Origin of the sequence: Klebsiella sp. ME-303 (assembly GCF_007910085.1) — a bacterium.
In the GTDB taxonomy this organism is placed as follows: domain Bacteria; phylum Pseudomonadota; class Gammaproteobacteria; order Enterobacterales; family Enterobacteriaceae; genus Klebsiella; species Klebsiella michiganensis.
The window spans coordinates 163062-184761 of record NZ_VOJB01000102.1 but is presented as its reverse complement, the minus strand read 5'-3'; the positions used below and the strand labels follow the sequence as shown (position 1 = coordinate 184761).

Here is a 21700-nt window from a genome sequence, read left to right as displayed (position 1 = left end):
CACATCGCGAGTAAATCTATGAAAATCGGTATTATTGGCGCAATGGAAGAAGAAGTTACCCTTCTGCGCGACAAAATCGACAACCGCCAGACCATCACTATCGGCGGCAGCGAAATCTACACCGGCCAGCTGCAGGGCGTTGATGTCGCTTTGTTGAAATCGGGCATTGGCAAAGTCGCCGCCGCCATGGGCGCCACTCTGCTGATGGAGCACTGCAAGCCAGATGTGATTATTAACACCGGTTCTGCGGGCGGCCTCGCGTCGACCCTGAAGGTTGGCGATATCGTCGTCTCCGACGAAACGCGCTATCACGACGCGGACGTCACCGCGTTTGGCTATGAGTATGGCCAGCTACCGGGCTGCCCTGCCGGTTTCAAAGCCGATGATAAGCTGATTGCCGCCGCAGAGACCTGCATCAGCGCGCTGAATCTTAACGCGGTTCGCGGACTCATTGTCAGCGGCGATGCATTCATCAACGGTTCCATTGGTCTCGCCAAAATCCGCCACAACTTCCCGCAGGCCGTCGCGGTAGAAATGGAAGCCACCGCCATCGCGCACGTCTGCCACAACTATGGCGTACCGTTTGTTGTCGTTCGCGCCATCTCCGATGTTGCCGATCAGCAGTCGCATCTGAGCTTCGACGAGTTTCTCGCCGTTGCCGCGAAGCAATCCACCCTGATGGTGGAAAACCTGGTGCAGCACCTGGCTCGTGGCTAAGTCGCTCAACGCGGCGCTTGCCGTCCTGATGCTGCTTGCCCCGGCGTGGCTTTTCGCCGCGCCGCGGGTGATTACGCTCTCTCCCGCCAATACTGAACTGGCGTTTGCCGCCGGTATTACGCCGGTTGGCGTCAGCAGCTATTCCGATTATCCCCCGGAAGCCGCAAAGATAGAGCAGGTCTCCAGCTGGCAGGGGATGAATCTGGAACGCATCGTCGCCCTTAAGCCCGACCTGGTGCTGGCGTGGCGCGGCGGTAACGCTGAACGCCAGGTGAATCAGCTAAGCTCGCTCGGGATAAAAGTCATCTGGGTCGAAACATCGACTATCGAAGAGATTATCGCAACGCTTCGCCAGCTGGCGCAGTGGAGCCCTCAGCCGGAAAAGGCGCGGCAGGCGGCGCAGAAAATGCAGGACGCCTACCAGGCCTTAAAAACCCGCTACGCGAGCGGGCCGAAAAAACGCGTTTTTTTACAGTTCGGCGCCAACCCTCTCTTTACCACCAGCAAAGGCTCGATTCAGGATCAGGTTCTGACGCTGTGTGGGGGAGAAAACATTTTTGCCGCCAGCCGGGTTCCCTGGCCGCAGGTGAGCCGTGAACAGGTGCTGGCAAGGCAGCCGCAGGCCATTGTCATCGCCGGCGACCCCAGTCAACTTCCCGCCGTTGAGCGCTATTGGCAGAATCAGCTAAAAATTTCTTTTATTGCGCTACATGGCGACTGGTTTGAACGCGCGAGCCCACGTATTATTCTCGCCGCAAAACAACTCTGTACTGCGCTCGAGCAGATAAAATAATCACCTGCTAATCCAGGTGCAAAAAGGCTATCCCACCAGGCGCAATTGTTGCAGCCAGTTTGGACACGGACAGCGCGGAACACCCGGAGCGTACACGCGGTACGTGAGGGCGGTGAGCACTGCCCAGGGCCAAACTGGCAAATAAAAAAGCCTAATGGGATAGACTCTAAGTGGGAACTGACGATGCTTGTCTATTGGCTGGATATCATTGGCACCGCCGTGTTTGCCATCTCCGGCGTTCTGCTGGCTGGAAAGCTGCGCATGGACCCTTTCGGCGTGCTGGTATTAGGCGTGGTGACCGCGGTAGGCGGTGGCACCATTCGCGATATGGCCCTTGCTAACGGCCCGGTATTTTGGGTTAAAGACCCTACCGATCTGGTGGTGGCGATGGTCACCAGCATGTTCACTATCCTGCTGGTACGCCAGCCGCGCCGGTTACCCAAATGGGTGCTGCCGGTGCTGGACGCCGTCGGTCTGGCGGTATTTGTCGGTATTGGCGTCAACAAAGCCTTTCTTGCCCATAGCGGACCGCTGGTGGCCGTCTGCATGGGCGTCGTCACCGGCGTCGGCGGGGGGATCATCCGCGACGTGCTGGCGCGTGAAATCCCGATGATTCTGCGTACGGAAATCTACGCGACGGCCTGCATCGTTGGCGGCATCGTGCATGCGACGGCGTACTACACCTTTCAGGTTCCGTTAGAAAACGCGGCGATGATAGGTATGGTGGTCACGCTGGTCATCAGGCTGGCGGCCATCCGCTGGCACCTGAAGCTGCCAACGTTCGCGCTTGATGAGAATGGACGGTAATAAAAGCAAAACGGTAACCTTAACGTTACCGTTTTTAGCGTTTGCGCCCTCTCGCTGTATGAGAGGGCGGGGGAGAAGAGGCTCCCGGGCGCACTATCTTTAGACGCTGAACGAGGAGCCGCAGCCGCAGGTGCTTTTCGCATTCGGGTTGGTCACGATAAAACGCGAGCCTTCCAGACCTTCGGTATAATCGACGGCGCCGCCGACCAGATACTGCAGGCTCATTGGGTCAACCACCAGGCCGACGCCCTGCTTCTCGATAGTCATATCGCCTTCGTTAACCTGATCGTCGAAGGTAAAGCCGTACTGGAAACCGCTGCAGCCACCACCGGTGATGTACACGCGCAGTTTCAGGTTCGGATTGTCTTCATCCGCAATCAGGTCTTTTACTTTAATCGCCGCGGCTTCGGTAAACTCCAGCGGCAACGCTACGTCATCACTCATTTTATGCTCCCATTGATACTTCTGACCGGTTAAAGAATAACCCGACCTTTTGAGCCATTATCCAATACCCGAGTAAATCGTTCAAGTATTCTCCCCGCCGACCGGCTGCGCCTTTGCTTCCTGTTCCGCCTTTTGTTTTGCCAGGGTGCGCTGCAGAATAGTCGAGTATAAAGGCTTACCGCCGAGGAATTGTGCCAATAGTGTTGCGCCGAGACAGGTAATAATCATTGGCAAAATGAGCTGATAGTTATCGGTCATCTCCAGCACCAGCACGATGCCGGTCAACGGCGCGCGAACCGAGGCGGCGAGCAGCGCCCCCATCCCGGCGATGGCAAAGGTGCCGGCATCCAGATGATAGGCCGGAAACAGCGGCGTCGCCGCCATGCCAAACGCCGTGCCCAGCAGCGTCCCCAGCGCCAGCATCGGCGCAAAGATACCGCCGGGCGCGCCGGAAGAGAAGCAAAGCAGCGTGGTAATCACCCGCGCGATAAAAATAAACAGCAGCAGGCCGACGGAAAAATTGCCCGCCGCGGCGATGGGAATCAGGTTAAACCCGCCGCCGGACGCCGCCGGCTGAATCAGACCCAGCACGCCGCAGCTTCCGCCGATCAGGCCGCCAATCAGCACCCATTTTTTAATGTTGCCGCCGTGGAGCCGCTGGAACATATCCTGGGTGCGCAGCACCAGCGTATTAAACAGCGGGCCAACACAGCCAAAAATCATCCCGAGGATCAAATACAGCCACAGGGTGTTGACCGGCGCATTGCTGAGCTTACCGACCTCGATAACCGCTTTATCGCCGTTGAAGATACGGAAAACGATGGTGGCCATAATGACGCCGGTAAACACGGCTTTAATGGAGATCAGGTTGTAGCGAAACTGCGGGCGCATCTCTTCAATAATAAACAGAATCCCGGCCAGCGGCGCGTTAAAGGCGGCGGAGAGCCCCGCCGCGGCGCCGGTCGCCAGCAGCGTATGGCGCGCTTCCGGACTGCGCATGCGAAAAACGTCCACCACCATGCGCCCAAGATTGCCCCCAAGCTGCACCATCGGCCCTTCGCGCCCCAGCACCATGCCCGCACCCAGCGTCCCCATGCCGCCGATAAACTTCACCGGCAGTACGCGCCACCAGCGAACGGGACGCAGCTCCTCCAGCGCGCCTTCAATTTCCGGGATCCCGGAGCCGCCTGCTTCCGGCGCAAAACGACGGACGAGAAAATAGCCCACCATCGCCAGCAAAGCGGAGAGGATAAAGGCCAGCGGCCAGACCAGAAACCAGTGGTCTGCCACCTCTACCAGCGCGCCTATGCGCAGGTTCTGCACCCAGTTGACGCTTTTTTCAAACGCGACGCCGATCAGCCCCGCCAGCGTGCCGACAACGGCCGCCATTAATAACACCGCCAGCGGCGTTTTATCACGCTGAATCAACCGACGCACGGCATCGCTGCGGCGAACGCGTACGAACTGATGTGCTGAAGAAGAGGGGTTTTCTGCTTTCATGCCATTATCAATAATAAGTAATACAAATAGAAAGAAGGTCATTCTAGCCAACCGGACAGGCTCCGTCGTCAAAAAAATGCGCCGCGACCCCATTGTTTCAATTGGGCAAAACTTTCATAACCTTCCTGGAATAACTTAGAATAGTCGACAAAACATTTTTCACGAACCAGGACCCTGGCAATGAGCAAATCTGAAAATCTGTATAACGCTGCGCGTGAACTTATTCCCGGCGGCGTGAACTCTCCGGTACGTGCGTTCACCGGCGTCGGCGGTACGCCGCTGTTTATCGAGCGCGCCGACGGCGCTTACCTTTACGACGTTGATGGTAAAGCGTATATCGATTATGTCGGCTCCTGGGGCCCAATGGTGCTGGGTCATAACCATCCGGCCATCCGCAACGCGGTCCTTGAAGCCGCCGAACGCGGCCTGAGCTTTGGCGCGCCGACGGAGATGGAAGTTAAAATGGCGGCGCTGGTCACCGAGCTGGTCCCGACCATGGATATGGTCCGCATGGTGAACTCCGGTACCGAAGCCACCATGAGCGCCATTCGCCTGGCCCGCGGCTTCACCGGCCGTGACAAAATTATCAAGTTCGAAGGCTGCTACCACGGCCACGCCGACTGCCTGCTGGTAAAAGCCGGCTCAGGCGCGCTGACGCTCGGCCAGCCGAACTCGCCGGGCGTGCCGGCGGATTTCGCCAAACACACCCTGACCTGTACCTATAACGATCTGTCCTCGGTTCGCGCCGCGTTCGAACAGTATCCGCAGGATATCGCCTGCATCATCGTTGAGCCGGTGGCCGGTAATATGAACTGCATCCCGCCGCTGCCAGAGTTTCTGCCGGGCCTGCGCGCGCTGTGCGACGAGTTCGGCGCGCTGCTGATTATCGATGAAGTCATGACCGGCTTCCGCGTGGCGCTGGCCGGCGCGCAGGATTACTACGGCGTTGTGCCGGATCTGACCTGCCTTGGCAAAATCATCGGCGGCGGTATGCCGGTTGGCGCATTCGGCGGTCGTCGTGAGGTGATGGATGCCCTGGCGCCGACCGGCCCGGTTTACCAGGCAGGCACCCTCTCCGGCAACCCCATCGCGATGGCGGCAGGTTTCGCTTGCCTGAGCGAAGTGGCGCAGCCCGGCGTGCACGAGACGCTAACCGAGCTCACTAACCAGCTGGCCCAGGGTCTGCTGGACGCCGCGCGCGATGCCGGTATTCCGCTGGTGGTGAATAACGTCGGCGGCATGTTCGGCATTTTCTTTACCGACGCGCCAACCGTGACCTGCTACCAGGACGTGGTCAAATGCGATGTCGAGCGGTTTAAACGCTTCTTCCACCTGATGCTGGAAGAGGGCGTCTACCTGGCGCCGTCGGCGTTTGAAGCGGGCTTTATGTCCATCGCCCATAGCGAAGAAGATATCGACAACACCGTCGCCGCCGCGCGTAACGCCTTCGCTAAGCTGTAACCTCAACGCCGGGGCCCCCCTGCCCCGGCAATACGCATCTTGTTTAAAAGCATCATTTTGCGTCGGCCCACGCATAACAAGATGCAAACGCGATCGCCTCGAAAGATTGTCATCATCCCGCCTCGTAGAACCCAAAATCGTCGGCAGACAATGGGCAGGCAAAAGCAGATTCTCAGCGGAAACTCAGCCGCAAGGATTGCTCAGAATGACAACACAATCGTCCCCTACACCGCATGACGCCATTTTTAAACAGCTACTGGCCCATATCGATACCGCCAGAGACTTTATTGATATCCATCTTCCGGCAGACCTGCGCTCGCTGTGCGATCTCAACACGCTTCAGCTGGAATCAGGTAGTTTTATTGAAGAAGATCTGCGGGCTTACTATTCCGACGTGCTGTACTCATTGGAAATCAATAATAAGACGGGCTATATCCATGTGCTTATTGAGCATCAAAGCTCACCGGACAAGCAGATGCCGTTTCGTCTCATGCGCTATAGCGTCGCCGCCATGCAGCGCCATCTGGAAGCGGGAAATACACATCTCCCGTTGGTTGTTCCCATTTTGTTTTATCAGGGCAAAACCTCGCCCTACCCCTTCTCAATGAACTGGTACAGTATGTTCGACTTGCCGGAGTGGGCAAAAATAATCTACAACCGCCCTTTTCCGCTGGTCGATATCACGGTGATACCTGATAACGCGATTATGCAGCATCGGCGTATTGCGATCCTGGAGCTCCTGCAAAAGCATATTCGCCAGCGGGATCTCATGTTGCTGCTCGAGCAATTGGGGATTCTGCTTAACGCGGGATACACTACCGCCGAGCAGCTAAAAGTGTTATTTAGCTATATGGGGCAGCGCGGTCACACCGAAAACCCTAAGGCTTTTTTCAATGGACTGGTAAGTCATATACCGCAGGAGGAGTCGATGGAAACGCTGGACGAATGGCTGGAAAAAAACGGCAAAGAGCTTTTTATTGAATGGGGCCAGGAAAAGGGTGAGGCAAAGGCCCGACTAAAAATTGCCAACCGGATGCTGGAAAACGGCATGGAGCGATCGCTGGTTATCCAGCTCACGGAAGTGACGGAAAACGAATTAGAGCAGTTGCAGAATTCCGCAGTTAGTCCTAACTGAATCCGGGCAAAAAAGGGGATAACATCGCGACGCCCGCCGGGCATCGCGATGGTGAAACGCTACCGGCTCTGCTTTCTCAACAGATAGATAAAGTACGGCGCGCCGATAAACGTCGACAGCAATCCTGCCGGGATTTGGTAGGGGAACATCAGCATCCGGCCGCACCAGTCGGCGAACACCAGCAGCACTCCGCCAATCAGGCCGGAGATCGCCATATGCGGCATCGTACGCCGGAATCCCATCATACGCGCAATATGCGGCGCCATTAGCCCCACGAAGCTGAGCGGGCCAATCGTTAGGGTTGCGGCCGCGGTCAGACATGCCGCCAGCAGCAGCAGCCCGATACGTGACGGCGTCAGCGCCATCCCGACCGCCCTCGCCGCCTCGCCGCCCAGCGGCAGAATCGTCAACCAGCGTCGGCAAAGCGGAGTCAGCGCCAGCAGAATAAGCATCACCGCGCCGCTGCGCATCACGAGCTCCGGCGTGGCGCTGTAGGTTGAGCCGGAAATCCACGTCAGGATCTGCGCCATTCGCGGATCGCCGCTGGCCTGCAGCATCATCAGCAGCATGGTAAACGCCGTGCTCAGCGCCATCCCCGCCAGCAGCATGCGATGCGGCGAGAACCCGCCGCGTCCGGCGGCAATCAGAATGACCAGCAGCGTCGCCGCCGCGCCGAGGCTACCGGCGGGCAGCAGCCAGCCAAAGGCATTTCCCGGCACGAAGAACAGCATCACCACCACGCCAAACGCCGCGCCCGAGCTGATCCCGAGCACTTCCGGACTGGCCATCGGATTACCGGTTAAGCGCTGGATAATGCAGCCCGCTACCGCCAGCATCACGCCAGCGAACAGCGCCGCCAGAACGCGCGGCCAGCGCCAGGGCATTAGCTCATCCAGTAGCGTACCGCTGGCCCAGTGCCAGCCCTGCGCGTCGCGGCCGAAAGCCAGCGCCGCGACGATGGCCAGCAGCAGAATCGCCAGCCCGCCCAGCGCGAACCACAGCACATGTTGCCGTTCAGCCAGCACGCTATCGCCACCGTTCATCACCGGCGCGCTAATGCTGCGCAGGCGCGGCAGCAGCCATAGCAGCAGCGGCGCGCCAATCAGCGCGGTCACCGAACCGGTGGAGATCTCCATCCACACCCGGGCCAGCCAGAGGATAACCTGATCGGAGAGCCACAGCAGCAGCGCGCCAATCAGGGCCGCCAGCAGCAGGCGCGAGAGCAGGCGACGCGCGCCCAGCATCTTCGCCAGCAGCGGCGCGAACAGGCCGATAAAGCCAATAATCCCCACCGCATTCACCAACAGGGCGCTAATGATAATCGCCAGGGTCAACGCCCCCAGCCGCGCCAGCGAGAGCGCCAGTCCGAGGTTGCGCGCCACGCCGTCGTCCAGCCCCATCAGGGTCAGCGGACGCAGCAGCAGCAGCGTTAAAATCGCTCCGCCCAGCAGCTGCGGCCACAGCCGCTGCACCACGCTCCAGTCGGTCTGCGTCAGGGTACCGGTACTCCACAGGAACATACTTTGCAGCCGATCGTGATGGAAAATAGCCATTAGTTGATTAAGCGCGCCGCAGTACAGGCTCACCACCAGCCCTGCCAGAATCAACGTCACCGGCGAGAGGCGTTTGCCCCACGACACGCCAAACACCAGCGCGCCGACAATGCACGCCCCGGCCAGCGCGGCGAACTGCGACGCCAGCACGCCAGGAATCGCCCACAGCGTGGTGACCGTCATGCCCAGCTGCGCCCCGGTCGCCACGCCGAGCGTCGTCGGCTCCGCCAGCGGGTTACGTAGCACCTGCTGGAACAGCACGCCCACCAGCCCCAGCCCGGCGCCGACCAGCAGCGATATCGCCAGCCGCGGCAGCAGGCTGTAGTGGAACAGCATCTGAGCGATATTATCGATATTCGGCTGCCACAGCGCCTGCCCCCATTCGCTTCGCGGCAGCGCCACGTTGAGGTTGAACAGCGTCAGCGCAGCAGCGACGAGAAGGAGCGTCAACAGCAGTGATGTCGCCAAAGGCGAAATTCGCGATCTCATGCCGGGCCTCCCTGAGCGTCGGCCAGCACGCGGGCAAAATGCATCGCCGATAGCGTCGCGCCATAGAACCACACCGCCGGGACGCGCTGAAAACGCCCTGCGCGAACAAACGGCATCGCTCGCCACAGCGGTGTCGCCATAAGCTGCGCCATCTCCCGCGCATTGCCGTGATCGAAGCAGATAACGTCGGCGTCTCTGTAGGCCGCCAGCCGGTCAATACCGACGGTGACGCTGCCCCAGAAGGTGGTTTCGCCCTGCCAGGCATTTTTGATGGCAAAGCGGTCGAGCACCTCCTGGAACAGGCAGTTTTGCGCAAAAACCAGCACGTGACGGCTATCAAGCAGAGTAATCATCAGCAGCGGACGATCGCCGCGGCGGGCAAAGCGCGGTCGCAGGCTCTCCATCAGCGCGTCAAATTCCGCCAGATGGCGCTTCGCTTCCCGCTGTCTGCCGATCAGATCAGCCATTTCGCCAAGCGACTGCTGAGCCATCATCAGCGGGCGCTTGCCGTCGCTGAAGGTGAATCCTCGTCCGGGCGCAATACGCGCCAGCTTTTCCGCCGACGGGCCGTACCCCGCCGACCAGACCAGAAACGACGGCTTCATCTGCGTCAGCAGCTCCAGATTGGGCTCGGTACGCAGCCCGACGTCAATCACCGAATCAGGTAGCGCCGGTTCATTGACCCACAGCCGGTAGTTAGGGATATCGGCAACGCCGTAGGGCGTAACGCCCAGCGCCAGCAGCAGCTCTACCGGCAGCCATTCGAGCGCGACAATACGCTGCGGATCCACTTCCGCCGCCCGCGCGCCGCGCATCTGCCACAGCAGCGGCGACAGCGCCATTGCGGTCAGCAGGCGCCGCCGCGTGATGAATGTGAGGTTTTCCATCAATAGACAAAACTTACCGGCGCTGCGCCAGCCGGATGCGGCAGGATCCCCATCGGGATGCCGTAAATTTGTTCCAGGGTTTCGCTGCGCATCAGCTCCGCGGGCGTTCCCTGAGCGATCATCTCACCGCCGCGCAGCGCAACCAGATAGTCGCAGTAGCGCGCCGCCATATTGATATCATGCAGTACGGCGATCACCGTCAGCCCGCGCTGCTGGCTGAGGCGATGGACCAGCGCCAGCACATCCACCTGGTGGGCGATATCCAGCGCCGAGGTAGGTTCATCGAGCAGCAGGCAGCGGCTATCCTGAGCCACCAGCATGGCAATCCACGCGCGCTGGCGTTCGCCGCCGGAGAGGCTGTCCACCAGCCGGTGGGCCAGCGGTTTTAGCCCGACCAGCGCAATCGCCTCTTCCACTTTCTCCCGATCCGCCGCGCCAAAACGCCCCAGCGCTCCGTGCCACGGGTAGCGGCCGATCGCCACCAGCTCACGCACCGTCATGCCTTCCGCCGGCGGCAGCTGCTGCGGCAGATAAGCCACTTTGCGGGCAAAGGCTTTACTGCCCCAGCTGTCGAGCGGCTGACCGTCGAGCAAAACCTCCCCGTCCGAGGGCGCCTGATGGCGGCCAAGCATTTTCAGCAGCGTCGATTTGCCGGAGCCGTTATGGCCAATCAGGCCCGTGACTTTTCCCGCCGGGAAGGTTAACGACAGAGGATGCAGCAGCGTTCGGCCGGGCACGCGGAAGGTCACGCGGTCCAGTGAAAACGTCGTATCGGAGTGCGGAGTGATTTCCTGCATAACGGAACCTGGTCAGAGGCGCGGCGAACCGCGCCCGTTAAGTGGTTAGAAACGGAAAGTCGCGGTCGCCACAACCTGGCGCTCAGCGCCCCAGTAGCATGCGTACTCGCTATAGCAGCTGGAAACGTATTCGCGATCGAACAGGTTGTTGACGTTGACCCCGATCGACGAACCCGGCAGACCAAAGCGCGCTAAATCATATTTCACGGTGGCATCCATTAACGCGTAGCCCGCGACGTTGAAGACGTCATCTTTTTTCCCCGTCGAAGTATCGTTTTTGTAATAGCTTACCGTTGAACCGACATAGCGCGCCCCGGCACCCACCGTCAGGCCGCTCAGCGCGGTTTCGTGGAAGGTGTAGTCCGCCCACAGCGACGCCATGTTGCGCGGCACTTCCGCCGGACGCTTGCCGTTAAAGGTGGTGTCATGCTGGTATTGAGCGTCGGTATAGGTATAGGAAGCCGTCACGTTGACGTTGGCGTTAACCGCCGCCTTCGCCTCCAGCTCAATCCCGCGAGAGCGGATTTCGCCCGTCTGGATGCTGAACGAGGCGTTGTTCGGATCCGCCGTCAGGTTTTTATCTTTGGTCAGCTGATATACCGCGGCGGTCAGCACGACCGGCATATCCTTCGGTACGTACTTCACCCCGGCTTCATACTGTTCGCCGTGGGAAGCATCGAAGGGTTTACCATCCCGCGACGATCCGGAAACCGGCTCAAAAGACTGGCTGTAGCTGAAGTATGGCGAGATACCATTATCAAACAGATAGTTAATACCGCCGCGCCAGGTGAACTGCTGATCGTGATTTTTGGCGAGGGTATTCGCAGGGCGCGTCAGGGTTGAAGCCATCGCATAGTCGTAGCGGCCCCCCAGCGTCATCACCCACTTATCCCACGCCATCTGATCCTGGGCATAGAGACCGGTCTGCTCCATACGGTTCAGCACTGAATAGGGGAAGTTAACGCTCACGTTTGCATTGCCGTACTGCGGGTTCTGCATGTCAAGCGCGGAAGCCGTCCCGTAATCGGCGTTCACATCATTGCGCATGCGCGAATAATCCACGCCGGTTAACAGAGTATGCCCTACCGCGCCGGTAGCGAAATCAGACTGCAGCTGAGTATCAACGGTAAACGTATTAAGGTTCTCATCAGAGCGAACATACGCACGGTTGATTTTGCCTGTCGGCGTATATCCGTTGCCGTAGACCGAACGGTAGAGGGTATGGACGTTGGCATAACGCAGGTTCTGACGTACGGCGAAAGTATCATCAAACTGATGCGAGAAGCTGTAGCCCACCATCTGCTGACGGCGGGACATCTTATTATCCGCCTCGCCTTCGTTAAAGTCCGTCGGCAGCTTATGCGCCTTACCGTTGGCGTCGTAATACGGCACCACCGTCCCTTCACGCGGCAGCCAGCCGTAATATCCGGCATACGGATCGCTCTGGAAATTACTCAGGAAAGTGAAGTCCGTTTTGTCATCCGGACGCCAGCTAAAGGAGGGGGCGACCGCGTAACGGGTAGACTTCGCCATTTGCTGCTGGGCGTCCTGGCTGCGGCCCAAACCGGTCAGACGATATGACCACACGCCGTCATCATCAATGGCGTCGCTGAAATCAAATCCCGTCTGCCACAGATTATCGGTGCCCATTTTAAACTGGATTTCTTTCAGCGGCTCAGTGGTCGGACGCTTGCTGACCATGCTGACGATACCGCCAGGGTTGCTGTTGCCGTACAGCACCGACGTTGGCCCGCGCATCACCTCAACACGTTCGAGGAAATAAGGGTCCATCGATACTTCGGAATAGTTATTACCCTGCAGCTTCATCCCATCCAGATACTGGTTGGTATTCACCGTTGTCGACGTGGTGAAACCACGAATCGTCACCACATCATAGGTGGTTGAGCTGCCGCGAGTCGAGAATACGCCCGGCGTATAGGCCAGCGCTTCTTTCACCGTCGTCGGCTGCTTCATCTCCATTTCCTGACGGGTCACCACGGAAATAGACTGCGGCGTTTTTTCGATGGGGGTATCGGTTTTTGTTGCGGTAGCCGAATGTTTCGCCGCGATGGTCGCTGCCGGTCCCCAGGCGCTCTCCTGCGGGGCCGGAGCGGCGGTGACGGTAATGGTTTCTTCTTTCGGTTCAACTGCCGCCTGTGCATAAACAGACATGCCGCTAACCGCCGTGGCTACTACAACTGCGATTTTACGCAGCGAGTGATTTGGCTGAGCAGTTTTAAGACGCGCCATGGGTATATCTCTAATAGAAGTGAATGATAACGTAAACGAGAATTATTATTATAACGAGTGACATAATAGGCGAAACGCGCGCGGCAAGGCAAGAAATATGCCCCCTGTGAGCGATCAAAGGATGAATAAATAACCAGACGGTAAGTGTGGGGTTAAACGGCTGTTAATTAAATGACAGAGATAAAAAGGCCCTCTACTACCGGAGTAGTAGAGGGCCTATATTTCCGCCTCCATTCAACCGACAAAGCGCCGGTTTACAGGATGCAACGGCGGGTTAATTGCTGCCGAACATATCCTTAATCCAGCCCGCTACGCCATCGCTCTTCTCCTGCTTCGGCGGTTGCTGCTGCTGATTTTGCTGCTGCGGCTGCTGCCCGGACTGATTGAACGGGTTATTCGCCTGCTGCTGCTCAAGCTGCTGCTGTTGGATCTGTTCGCCCTGGCGGCACAGCGCGTCCGGCGAGGTCGTCCATACCGGCAGCGAGCGCATGCCGCCGCTGCAGACAAAGTTACCGCTGCCATCGACGCCCATATCCACCACGTCTTCAGGCGGAGTCAGCACCAGCGGCGTCGGCGTCTGGTTAGCCAGGTAGCGCTGATAAATTGACATCGCGCCGCTGGCGCCGTACAGCTTGGTCGGCTGGTTATTATCGCGACCCACCCAGGTAATGGTCACCTGACCGCCGTCAATACCGGCAAACCAGGTATCAACGTTGTTGTTGGTGGTCCCGGTTTTACCCGCCAGATGCAGGCCCGGATACTTCGCGCCCAGCTGGCGACCGGTACCGCGCTGCACCACCTGCTGCATGGTCCATAGCGTCATATACGCCGCCTGCGCCGGCACCGCGCGTTCCGCCTGCGGATAGCTCTGATAGAGCACGGTACCATCTTCAGCGATAACGGAACGCAGCGCGGACAGCGGTGCGCGGTTACCCCCGCTGGCAATGGTCTGGAACGCCTGCGCCACTTCAATCGGCGTCAGGTTCAGCGCCCCCAGCAGCATAGACGGCACGGCGTTCAGCTGATTCTTCGGCGCGCCCAGCTTAGTCCAGGTATCGACCACCGCCGGCAGACCCAGCGCCATCCCAAGGTTCACCGTCGGCACGTTCATTGAACGCGTCAGCGCGTCAACCAGCATCACTTTACCGCTATCGCTGTAGCGACGATCGTCGTTCTGCGGCGACCATGTCTGGCCATTAGACAGGCGAATCGAGATAGGCGCATCGGCAATCCAGGTATTGAGACGATACTGGTTCGGCTGGCTTAGCGCGGTCAGATAGGTCGCCGGTTTTGCCAGTGAACCAATTGAACGACGCGCCTGCATCGCGCGGTTATAGCCGGCAAACTGCGGCTCCGCGCCGCCGACCATCGCCCGCACCTCGCCGGTGAAGCGGTCGACCACCACCATCGCGGTTTCCAGATCCGGCAGCTTACGCTGTTTCTTCAGCGCCGGAATACCTTCCGTCGCCGCTTTTTCCGCCGCGTCCTGCGCGACCGAGTCGAAGGTGGTAAAGATCTTCACGCCGGAGAGATCTTTCACTTTGTCGCCCAGCTTCGCCTGCAGCTCCTGGCGTACCATCTGCATAAACGCCGGCTGCGGAGAGATCACCCCGCCGCGCGGCTGTACGCCCAGCGGACGCGCGCTCAGCATGTCATACAGTTCCTGATCGATAACCTGCTGCTGCTGCAGCAGACGCAGCACGAGATTGCGTCGCTCCAGCGCCAGCTTCGGGTTACGCCACGGGTTGTAGACCGACGCGCCTTTTACCATCCCCACCAGCAGCGCCTGCTGATCGAGGCTCAGCTCTTCCACCGGACGACCAAAGTAATAGAGGCTCGCCAGCGGGAAGCCGCGGATCTCGTTATCGCCGCTCTGACCGAGGTACACTTCGTTCATATACAGCTCAAGGATACGATCCTTGCTGTAGCGGGCATCGACGATCAGCGCCATATAGGCTTCATTAATCTTACGCCAGTACGAACGTTCGCTGGAGAGGAACAGGTTCTTCACCAGCTGCTGGGTCAGCGTACTCGCGCCCTGCACCGTACGCCCGGCGGTCAGGTTCGCCAGCACCGCGCGGCCAATCGAGTAGAGGCTGATGCCGTCGTGTTCGTAGAAATGGCGGTCTTCCGTCGCCAGCAGGGTATCGACCAGCAGATCCGGGAAGCCGTTGCGCTTAACAAACAGACGCTGTTCGCCGTTGGCCGATTGCAGCATGGTGATCAGGCGCGGATCGAGACGGAAGAAACCGAACTGGCGGTTGTTATCCATATTCTCGATAGTGTCCAGACGATCGCCATTAAAGGTCAGACGCGCGCGCACCTGCCCTTCTTTACTGTCCGGGAAATCGAACGGACGGCGGATCATCTCGATACTGTTGGCCTGTACCGTGTATTCGCCCGGGCGCGTCATCGCGCTCACCTGGCGATACTGCGTGGCGTTGAGCAGGCGCACCATTTCGTTTTTGCTGATCTGCATATCCGGCTCAAGGTTGACCATCCGGCCATAAACCGCCGCGGGCAGATCCCAGACTTTACCGTCGATGCGGCTGCGGATTTTCTGATCGAGGTAGACGCCATAGGCGGCAATCAACACCGCGCAGACGACCCCAATCTTAATCAGCAGCCATAGCCAGGCGCGTTTACGACGAGGGGGTTTACCGCCTTTGCCTTTTCCTTTCCGCGGCATCGGTTTTTCATCCTCATAGTCATCATCGTAATCGTCGTCGTAGTCCTCTTCCCGGACCCGACGGCGAGTTACCTTTTGTTTTGCCGGGCGCGAGGGTCTCCCCTTACGTCCGATCGGCTCGCGGTCATCTCCCGCCATGCTTTTTCTCCGCAACTTACAGGCGTAAAGGCCTGATTCTCAATGTTTCCCCGATTGGGGGAAAGAAGAAATCTCTCAAATTGACGCCCGACCGTTTTGGCTTTCAGGCGACCATTTATGAACTGCGCGACGCGTTATCATGTCGCTCGCATGATTTTCACTTTAAAAATTCACCATACAAATCACATTGTTACCGGCTTCATCGACAGAATAGTTCGGGACACGGTACTTGTTGTCCAGGCGATACAGGATAGCACTAAACCGCGACATTCTTAACCAGCATTTTACATGCTCATCAGGTAACAAAAGGGAAATTATTATGTTTTTTAACAACATAAACATGTCCGTCCGTATCCTTCTACATGCCGCCAAAAGAAAGCGGAACGGCAACGCCGGAAAATAGTATTTCTGCCATAAAAGAAAAATCATGCAGGTGAAAGAAAAACAAATTTAAAAGACGACAATGATAAAAAAGCGAGCCGCTTAACATTGATAATTTGGCAGATTTTCTGATGACTGCGGACAAATATTTGCTAAACTGTCAGCCAATTAATTTTTCCGATTAATATATTATGCGCAACTTTATTCTATTCCCGCTTATGGCGGTCGCCCTGCTCTCAGGCTGTCAGCAAAATCGTTCGACAACCCTCAGTCCTGCCGTGAGCGGTCAGGCCCAGCTTGAGCAGCTCGCCTCCGTCGCCGCCGGGGCGCGCTATCTGAAGAATAAATGCAACCGCAGCGATCTGCCCGCCGATGAAGCGATTAATCGTGCGGCAATAAACGTGGGTAAAAAACGCGGATGGGCGAATATTGACGATAATGTGCTAAGCCAGCGCAGCGCGCAGCTATATCAACAGCTCCAGCAGGACAGTACCCCGGAAGCCACAAAATGCAGCCAGTTTAATCGCCAACTTGCGCCATTTATTGATAGCCTGCGCGGCAATAAATAGCGCTTATTTTTATTCCGCTCGCACTATTTTATTCAGCCTGCGGACTCTCCTCAATCGCCCCGCCCGGCCAGTCATCCAGCGCCGCGAGGGTAAACGTTTTACCGTTGAAGCTAAATACGGTGAGATCCTGCTGAATCTGCTCAATAACCAGGTTCGGCAGCGGCGAGTCGCCCTCCTTCCAGGACTGTCCGTTTAATACAATGCTGCGTTTCTCCGCCAGCGAGGCGTAGACGTGCGCGCTATAGCGCAGAGGCGGCAGAGTATCTTCATCGATCGCTATTTCTGGTTCAGCCTTCATTTCTGGCTCGGCTTTAACCGCCGTCACGGCAGTTTTGACCGCCGGTTGATTCAGCGGCACTAACGCCGCATGCGCTACCGGCTGCCTTATCGGCTGCGGCTCGGGCTTATTCCGCCACTGCTCGCCGCCGAACCAGCCGAGCGCAATCAGCAGCGCGGCGTACAGCGGTACGGTCACATAGGGGATCTGCACCATTTTTCCAACTACCGTCGGGGGCGCGGACTGCGGGTACGGCTCTTGCTGACGAACAAGCACGGGCTTCTCCTTAATCAAGACACGCCATCCCGGCCCGTGGTTATGACGCCGCGGGCCGGGAGGTTCAGGTCTTACTTGCTGCTGACCGGCAGCCCGGCGCCCTGGGCATCGCCCTGCGGCATTTCCAGCACCGCCACCGACCATGCCGGCAGCGTGACCGTGCCGTCAGCGGCAATCTGCACGCCGTTTGCCAGCGAATTTTCGCCCGCCGCCTGCTGGATCGCGCTCAGCTGCAGCGTTTCACCGGCAAACTCATTCAGCGTACGGCTTTCCGGCGCGGCGTTAATCACCACCACCAGGCCGTCAAGACGGCTATCCAGGCTGGCGCCCGCTTTCACTCCGTCATCCACGGTCATAATCAGCAGACCGGCCTGCTGGTCTGAACCGGTATTACGGAAATCAACGCGCTTCATCACCGCGCTGCCGTCGCCTAAGGTGAACAGCGGGGAGGATTTACGCAGCTCGGTCAGCTCCTGGTAGAACGCGGTCATCTGCTTCAGCTCCGCTTCGCCCGGAGTGGCAACCATCTCTTTGACGCGAGTAATCACGTCATAGTTGCTGCCGTCATCGCTGATGCGCGGCATCCCAACGTTGTAGTTGTTATCCTGCAGGGAATAATCCACGCGGTTGAACCAGTCGCCGGAGTCGTAGGAGTCGCGGGTAAAGGATTTCGAGCGCAGCAGTTCAGAACCTTGCTGGTCGAAAGCGATCCCCTGCCCGAGCATCACCGTCGCCAGCGAAACGGCCTGCATGCGAACGCGGGTCGCCAGGTCGGCTTCCTGGGACGCTTTATAGCTGATCATGTCCCACAGCGTCTGGTTGTCGTGCTTCGAAACATAGTTGACGACTTCCGTCGGGTCTGCGGCATAGCCGCCAGGCGCGCCGTTATAGTCAATTTCGCTGCCTTTCTTCACCGCACCGTCTTTGTCGATCATCACAAAGTCAGCGAGGTTACCGGCCATGCCCAGACGGGTCAGATCGGCCAGATGACGCACCTGGTCATCGCTCAGGCTGGCGAGTTCGTTTGGCAACACGCCCGCGCCGCTGCCGACGCCCTGGTTCTGACGCAGCGCATCGCCGGAATCGAACGGGCCGCCGCCGCGCACGGAGTCGCGCAGGCGATCGGAGAACGTGCCGATGCCGGTACCTTTCAGGTTGATCTGCGAGGCGATTTCAAAGCGGTCGCTCTGGTTCGAGTCCCAGCCTTCGCCGAAGAAGTAGATATCCGGGTTCAGGGCCTTAATGCGCTCCCACGCCGAGAGAATTTGCGCTTTCGGGTGATAGCCCATCAGATCGAAGCGGAAGCCATCGATTTTATAGTCCGTGGTCCACACCGCCAGCGAGTCGGCGATCAGCTTGGCGAACATCCGATGCTCCGGCGCAGAGTCGGAACAGCAGGTGGCGGATTCAACGCTGCCGGTAATTTCATTCAGACGCTGATAGTACCAGGGTACGATCTTATCCAGCACCGACGTGCGGTCGGTCGGGCCCGCGGCGTTGGTGTGGTTGTATACCACGTCCATAATGACGTTCATCCCCAGATCCTGCTTGATCGCCTGAATCATGGTGCGGAACTCTTTGATGCGCGTCGTGCCTTCCGGATCGGTCGCGTAGGATCCTTCCGGAACCGTGTAGTGGAACGGATCGTAGCCCCAGTTGTAGGAGTCGGTCTGCGCCACCAGCGTATTCAGCGCCTGCACCTGAGGATTATCCTGGCTATCGCTCTGCTTAAGCTGATTCAGCACCTCTTCCACGGTGGAAGCGCTGTCGCAGTATCCGGCGAACTCGCTGCTTTTCACCGCGCTGTTCACTTCGCACAGGCGGCTGAACGGCTGCTGAATATCGGCGACTTTGTCGCTGAACTCGTTCACCGTCGCCAGATCGAAGACCGGCAGCAGTTCGACGTGCGTGACGCCTGAAGCGGAGAGCTTCTTCAGATGCTGCACCATATTGCTGTCGCCGGCGGTCAGCGCAAGGTATTTACCGCGCAGTTCGGCCGGAACGGTCTGGTCCCAGGCGGAGAGATCGCGAATATGCGATTCATGAATCGTCATCTTCGCTAAATCCGCTTTTGTCTTCTGGGCATGCGGCATCGTCAGGCTATCCCAGCCGTCAGGCTTCAGGGCGCTGTCGTTGAGATCGACCACCTGGCTGTACTCCGAGTTGGTCGACAGGCTATGCGCATACGGATCGGTGACTTCGTACTGTTCAACCTTGCGCGACTGCGGATGATAAACCGTCATCGCATAGCGGTAGAACGCGCCTTTCAGATCGCTACCGCCCTGCCACGACCACGCGCCGGAAGCGCTGTCGCGGGTCATCGGATGGCTGCCAATCACTTTTTTGTCCGCGCTGTAGACCACCACATCCACTTGCTGAGCGGTCGGCGCCCAGACGCGGAAGGTGACGCCGCCGTCGGCCAGCTGCGCGCCGTAGCTCAGGGCTTCCGCCGCTTCGGCATAGGTATCATCCAGCACGCCCGCCGTCTGTACCTGGGTAGCGGAAATCAGGATCCCGTCCTCTGCGGCAGCAATGGCGACCGTTTCGCCCTGCAGCAGCTCGTCAACGTTGGCGTTGTCCGGCAGCTTAAAGGCCGCATAGCTGGAAAGATGCGGGAAGCGCATGCTGACCTGCTGGCTGACGGTAGTCGGCGTCAGTTTCAGGTAGCGGTCGGTAAATTTGCCTTCGCCGTCGGCCGCCACTTTACTGCTGTGGCTGTAGTAGAGGCGCACGAGGGGCTTATCCTGCCCGCCCGGCCACAGCAGCGTATTTTTATCGACCCAGTGGGCTTCGGCCAGCGCGACGCCAAAAGCGGCGCGGAAGGCGTCGGCGCGGGAGTCATAGACCGCGCTGTTGCCGGCGATCACCGATACCGTACGATCGGTAAAGTCGCCAAACGACACCCGCAGGTCGCTATCGATCAGCTTATCGGTGCCGTCGCGAACGATAACGTTAATACAGCCGCTCTCTTTGTTGAGCGGGATCACCCAGTACGGGCCATATTTATCGCTGCCGCTCGGCGTGGTGCTGACGTCATTCCAGTCCGCTACCGGCGCGCTCAGCGCGTCGCAAGTTTCGTTGTTCCATAAGTAGAGGTTTTTACTGCTGTAGTCCGCAGCGCTACTGCTGGTGATGCCGGCGATATCCACCAGGTGAATGACCGCCTGCTTTTCTGTCGCCGTGGCCGCTTCGCCGGGTACGGCAACGTCAGGTAAACGTACAACCACATCCTGATTACCAGGAGTATCGGGATTTCCAGAGGAAGAAGAAGAGGATCCGTTATCGCAACCGCTAAGTAAAACCAGCGATCCCAGAACCAGGGCATTACGGGTATATCTGAGCATTCGATAGTCCCTATACATGCTGATTAAATTATATGAAGTGTTATATACGCGAAACTATTCCTGGCGCACTTAAGCACCATAAAAAAATAACGAGCATATCTTTAAAGCGCCGATAATTAGATATTCTTGCTCTCTCCGGTTCAATCATCCATTCGCTCATTACGTGGGGGCGTAGGCGGCCGGAGGAGAAAAAATAAAAAGGGAATGACGACCACAATAGCCAAACTCTTTATGATTCGCAGCGACCTACGCAGATTCCCGCAATAAGCACGCTCACAATAAAAAATGCCCCACCAATATCGGTAGGGCGGTACCTTTTGCTGAGGGAAATAGAATGAGCAAAGGAATAAAAATGCATAATTCCGTGATGAGATTAACAATATCAAATAAAAAAATAATTAATTACGCGCCTCATATTGTGACGTCCATCATATTATTTTTTATCTGCCAGCAGCTCGCCCAATTAACCTGGAAAATAATTCTCCCGGTAAACTTTACGGATAACGCCTTGAGCCCTGCCGATATGACGGCGCCCGCCGCGCCCTCCCCGGAAACGGCGCTGCCGCGCTTTACGCTGTTTGGCCTTGCGGAGAAAACCTCCGCCTCCGCGCACGGCGGCAACCTCGACCAGGCGCCCGTATCGGCGCTCAAACTGCGCGTTACCGGCCTGCTCGCCAGCACCGATCCCTCTCGCGCCATTGCCATCATGATGAAAGGGAATCAACAGGTTAGCCTCGGGATTGGCGATAGCACGCCGGGCGGAGAGGCGAAAATCGTCGCCATTTTCCCCGACCGCCTGATTGTTAATTACCGCGGCAGAAATGAGGCTATCCCGCTGTTTAACGACCCGCCCGCCGCCGGCAAAAATAGCGCCGCGCCGCCAGCCCGCCAATTGGCGCAGGAACTCCGCGAGCAGCCGCAAAATATTCTTCATTACCTCAATATTTCGCCGGTCATGGTTAACGACAAGCTCAGCGGATATCGTCTGAATCCGGGCAAAGACCCGGCGCTATTTCGCCAGGCGGGTCTCAAAGAAAACGATCTGGCGATAGCCCTGAACGGCCTGGATCTCCGCGATAAAGAACAGTCCCGCCAGGCATTAGCCCAGCTACCGGAATTAACTGAAATAACTCTTACCGTTGAACGCGACGGCCAGAAACAAGATATTTATCTAGCCCTGAGGGATGAATAAT

At 58.1% G+C, this 21700-nt stretch carries 16 protein-coding genes; 7 read left to right on the top strand and 9 right to left on the bottom strand.

Going from position 1 to position 21700, the window contains the following annotated elements:
- Positions 1–18: 18 nt before the first annotated feature.
- From mtnN to FQK12_RS24940, 3 genes are all read left to right on the top strand, one after another.
- On the top strand, positions 19–717 hold the full coding sequence (gene mtnN / locus FQK12_RS24950; RefSeq protein WP_014227993.1) for a 5'-methylthioadenosine/S-adenosylhomocysteine nucleosidase: 699 nt from the start codon (positions 19–21) through the stop codon (positions 715–717).
- Positions 710–1510, top strand: coding sequence for a vitamin B12 ABC transporter substrate-binding protein BtuF (gene btuF / locus FQK12_RS24945; protein WP_014227992.1), 801 nt, complete (start codon positions 710–712; stop codon positions 1508–1510). The genes mtnN and btuF overlap by 8 nt, the downstream gene beginning before the upstream one ends.
- A gap of 183 nt (positions 1511–1693) precedes the next feature.
- On the top strand, positions 1694–2317 hold the full coding sequence (locus FQK12_RS24940; protein ID WP_009654554.1) for a TRIC cation channel family protein: 624 nt from the start codon (positions 1694–1696) through the stop codon (positions 2315–2317).
- A gap of 99 nt (positions 2318–2416) precedes the next feature.
- Here FQK12_RS24940 and erpA read toward each other — a convergent pair whose 3' ends face one another.
- On the bottom strand, positions 2417–2761 hold the full coding sequence (gene erpA / locus FQK12_RS24935) for an iron-sulfur cluster insertion protein ErpA (protein WP_004098733.1): 345 nt from the start codon (positions 2759–2761) through the stop codon (positions 2417–2419).
- An 81-nt stretch (positions 2762–2842) separates the two neighbouring features.
- On the bottom strand, positions 2843–4261 hold the full coding sequence (clcA, locus tag FQK12_RS24930; protein WP_032694441.1) for a H(+)/Cl(-) exchange transporter ClcA: 1419 nt from the start codon (positions 4259–4261) through the stop codon (positions 2843–2845).
- Between the two features lie 180 nt (positions 4262–4441).
- Here clcA and hemL point away from each other — a divergent pair, with 180 nt between their 5' ends.
- Together hemL and FQK12_RS24920 are read left to right on the top strand one after the other, a co-directional pair.
- The gene (hemL, locus tag FQK12_RS24925) at positions 4442–5722 is read left to right on the top strand and encodes a glutamate-1-semialdehyde 2,1-aminomutase (RefSeq protein ID WP_014227990.1); all 1281 of its coding nucleotides are present in this window, start codon (positions 4442–4444) and stop codon (positions 5720–5722) included.
- Positions 5723–5927: 205 nt separating this feature from the next.
- Complete coding sequence (locus FQK12_RS24920; protein WP_014227989.1) at positions 5928–6857, top strand: Rpn family recombination-promoting nuclease/putative transposase; 930 nt, start codon at positions 5928–5930, stop codon at positions 6855–6857.
- Between the two features lie 59 nt (positions 6858–6916).
- Here FQK12_RS24920 and fhuB read toward each other — a convergent pair whose 3' ends face one another.
- From fhuB to mrcB, 5 genes are all read right to left on the bottom strand, one after another.
- Entirely contained in the window at positions 6917–8899 is a 1983-nt protein-coding gene (gene fhuB, locus FQK12_RS24915; RefSeq protein ID WP_014227988.1) for a Fe(3+)-hydroxamate ABC transporter permease FhuB, read from the bottom strand.
- Entirely contained in the window at positions 8896–9786 is an 891-nt protein-coding gene (fhuD, locus tag FQK12_RS24910; protein WP_014227987.1) for a Fe(3+)-hydroxamate ABC transporter substrate-binding protein FhuD, read from the bottom strand. Before fhuD ends, fhuB begins: the two co-directional genes overlap by 4 nt.
- Positions 9786–10583: a Fe3+-hydroxamate ABC transporter ATP-binding protein FhuC gene (fhuC, locus tag FQK12_RS24905; protein WP_004098728.1), complete on the bottom strand. Its 798-nt coding sequence runs from the start codon at positions 10581–10583 to the stop codon at positions 9786–9788. The genes fhuD and fhuC overlap by 1 nt, the downstream gene beginning before the upstream one ends.
- Positions 10584–10628: 45 nt before the next feature.
- Entirely contained in the window at positions 10629–12833 is a 2205-nt protein-coding gene (fhuA, locus tag FQK12_RS24900; RefSeq protein WP_014227986.1) for a ferrichrome porin FhuA, read from the bottom strand.
- 274 nt (positions 12834–13107) lie between these two features.
- The gene (gene mrcB / locus FQK12_RS24895; RefSeq protein ID WP_014227985.1) at positions 13108–15660 is read right to left on the bottom strand and encodes a bifunctional glycosyl transferase/transpeptidase; all 2553 of its coding nucleotides are present in this window, start codon (positions 15658–15660) and stop codon (positions 13108–13110) included.
- A 572-nt stretch (positions 15661–16232) separates the two neighbouring features.
- Here mrcB and pulS point away from each other — a divergent pair.
- Positions 16233–16610 carry a GspS family T2SS pilot lipoprotein variant PulS gene (pulS, locus tag FQK12_RS24890; protein WP_014227983.1) on the top strand — a complete coding sequence of 126 codons (378 nt, stop codon included), beginning with the start codon at positions 16233–16235 and terminating at the stop codon, positions 16608–16610.
- Between the two features lie 28 nt (positions 16611–16638).
- Here pulS and gspB read toward each other — a convergent pair whose 3' ends face one another.
- The gene (gspB, locus tag FQK12_RS24885) at positions 16639–17163 is read right to left on the bottom strand and encodes a type II secretion system assembly factor GspB (protein ID WP_014227982.1); all 525 of its coding nucleotides are present in this window, start codon (positions 17161–17163) and stop codon (positions 16639–16641) included.
- Between the two features lie 71 nt (positions 17164–17234).
- Positions 17235–20507, bottom strand: a complete 3273-nt coding sequence (gene pulA / locus FQK12_RS24880) for a pullulanase-type alpha-1,6-glucosidase (RefSeq protein WP_014227981.1) — start codon at positions 20505–20507, stop codon at positions 17235–17237.
- Positions 20508–20859: 352 nt separating this feature from the next.
- On the opposite strand from pulA, the gene gspC reads away from it, so the two are divergent.
- Positions 20860–21699: a type II secretion system protein GspC gene (gspC, locus tag FQK12_RS24875; RefSeq protein WP_014227980.1), complete on the top strand. Its 840-nt coding sequence runs from the start codon at positions 20860–20862 to the stop codon at positions 21697–21699.
- The last annotated feature ends 1 nt before the right edge of the window (position 21700 follow it).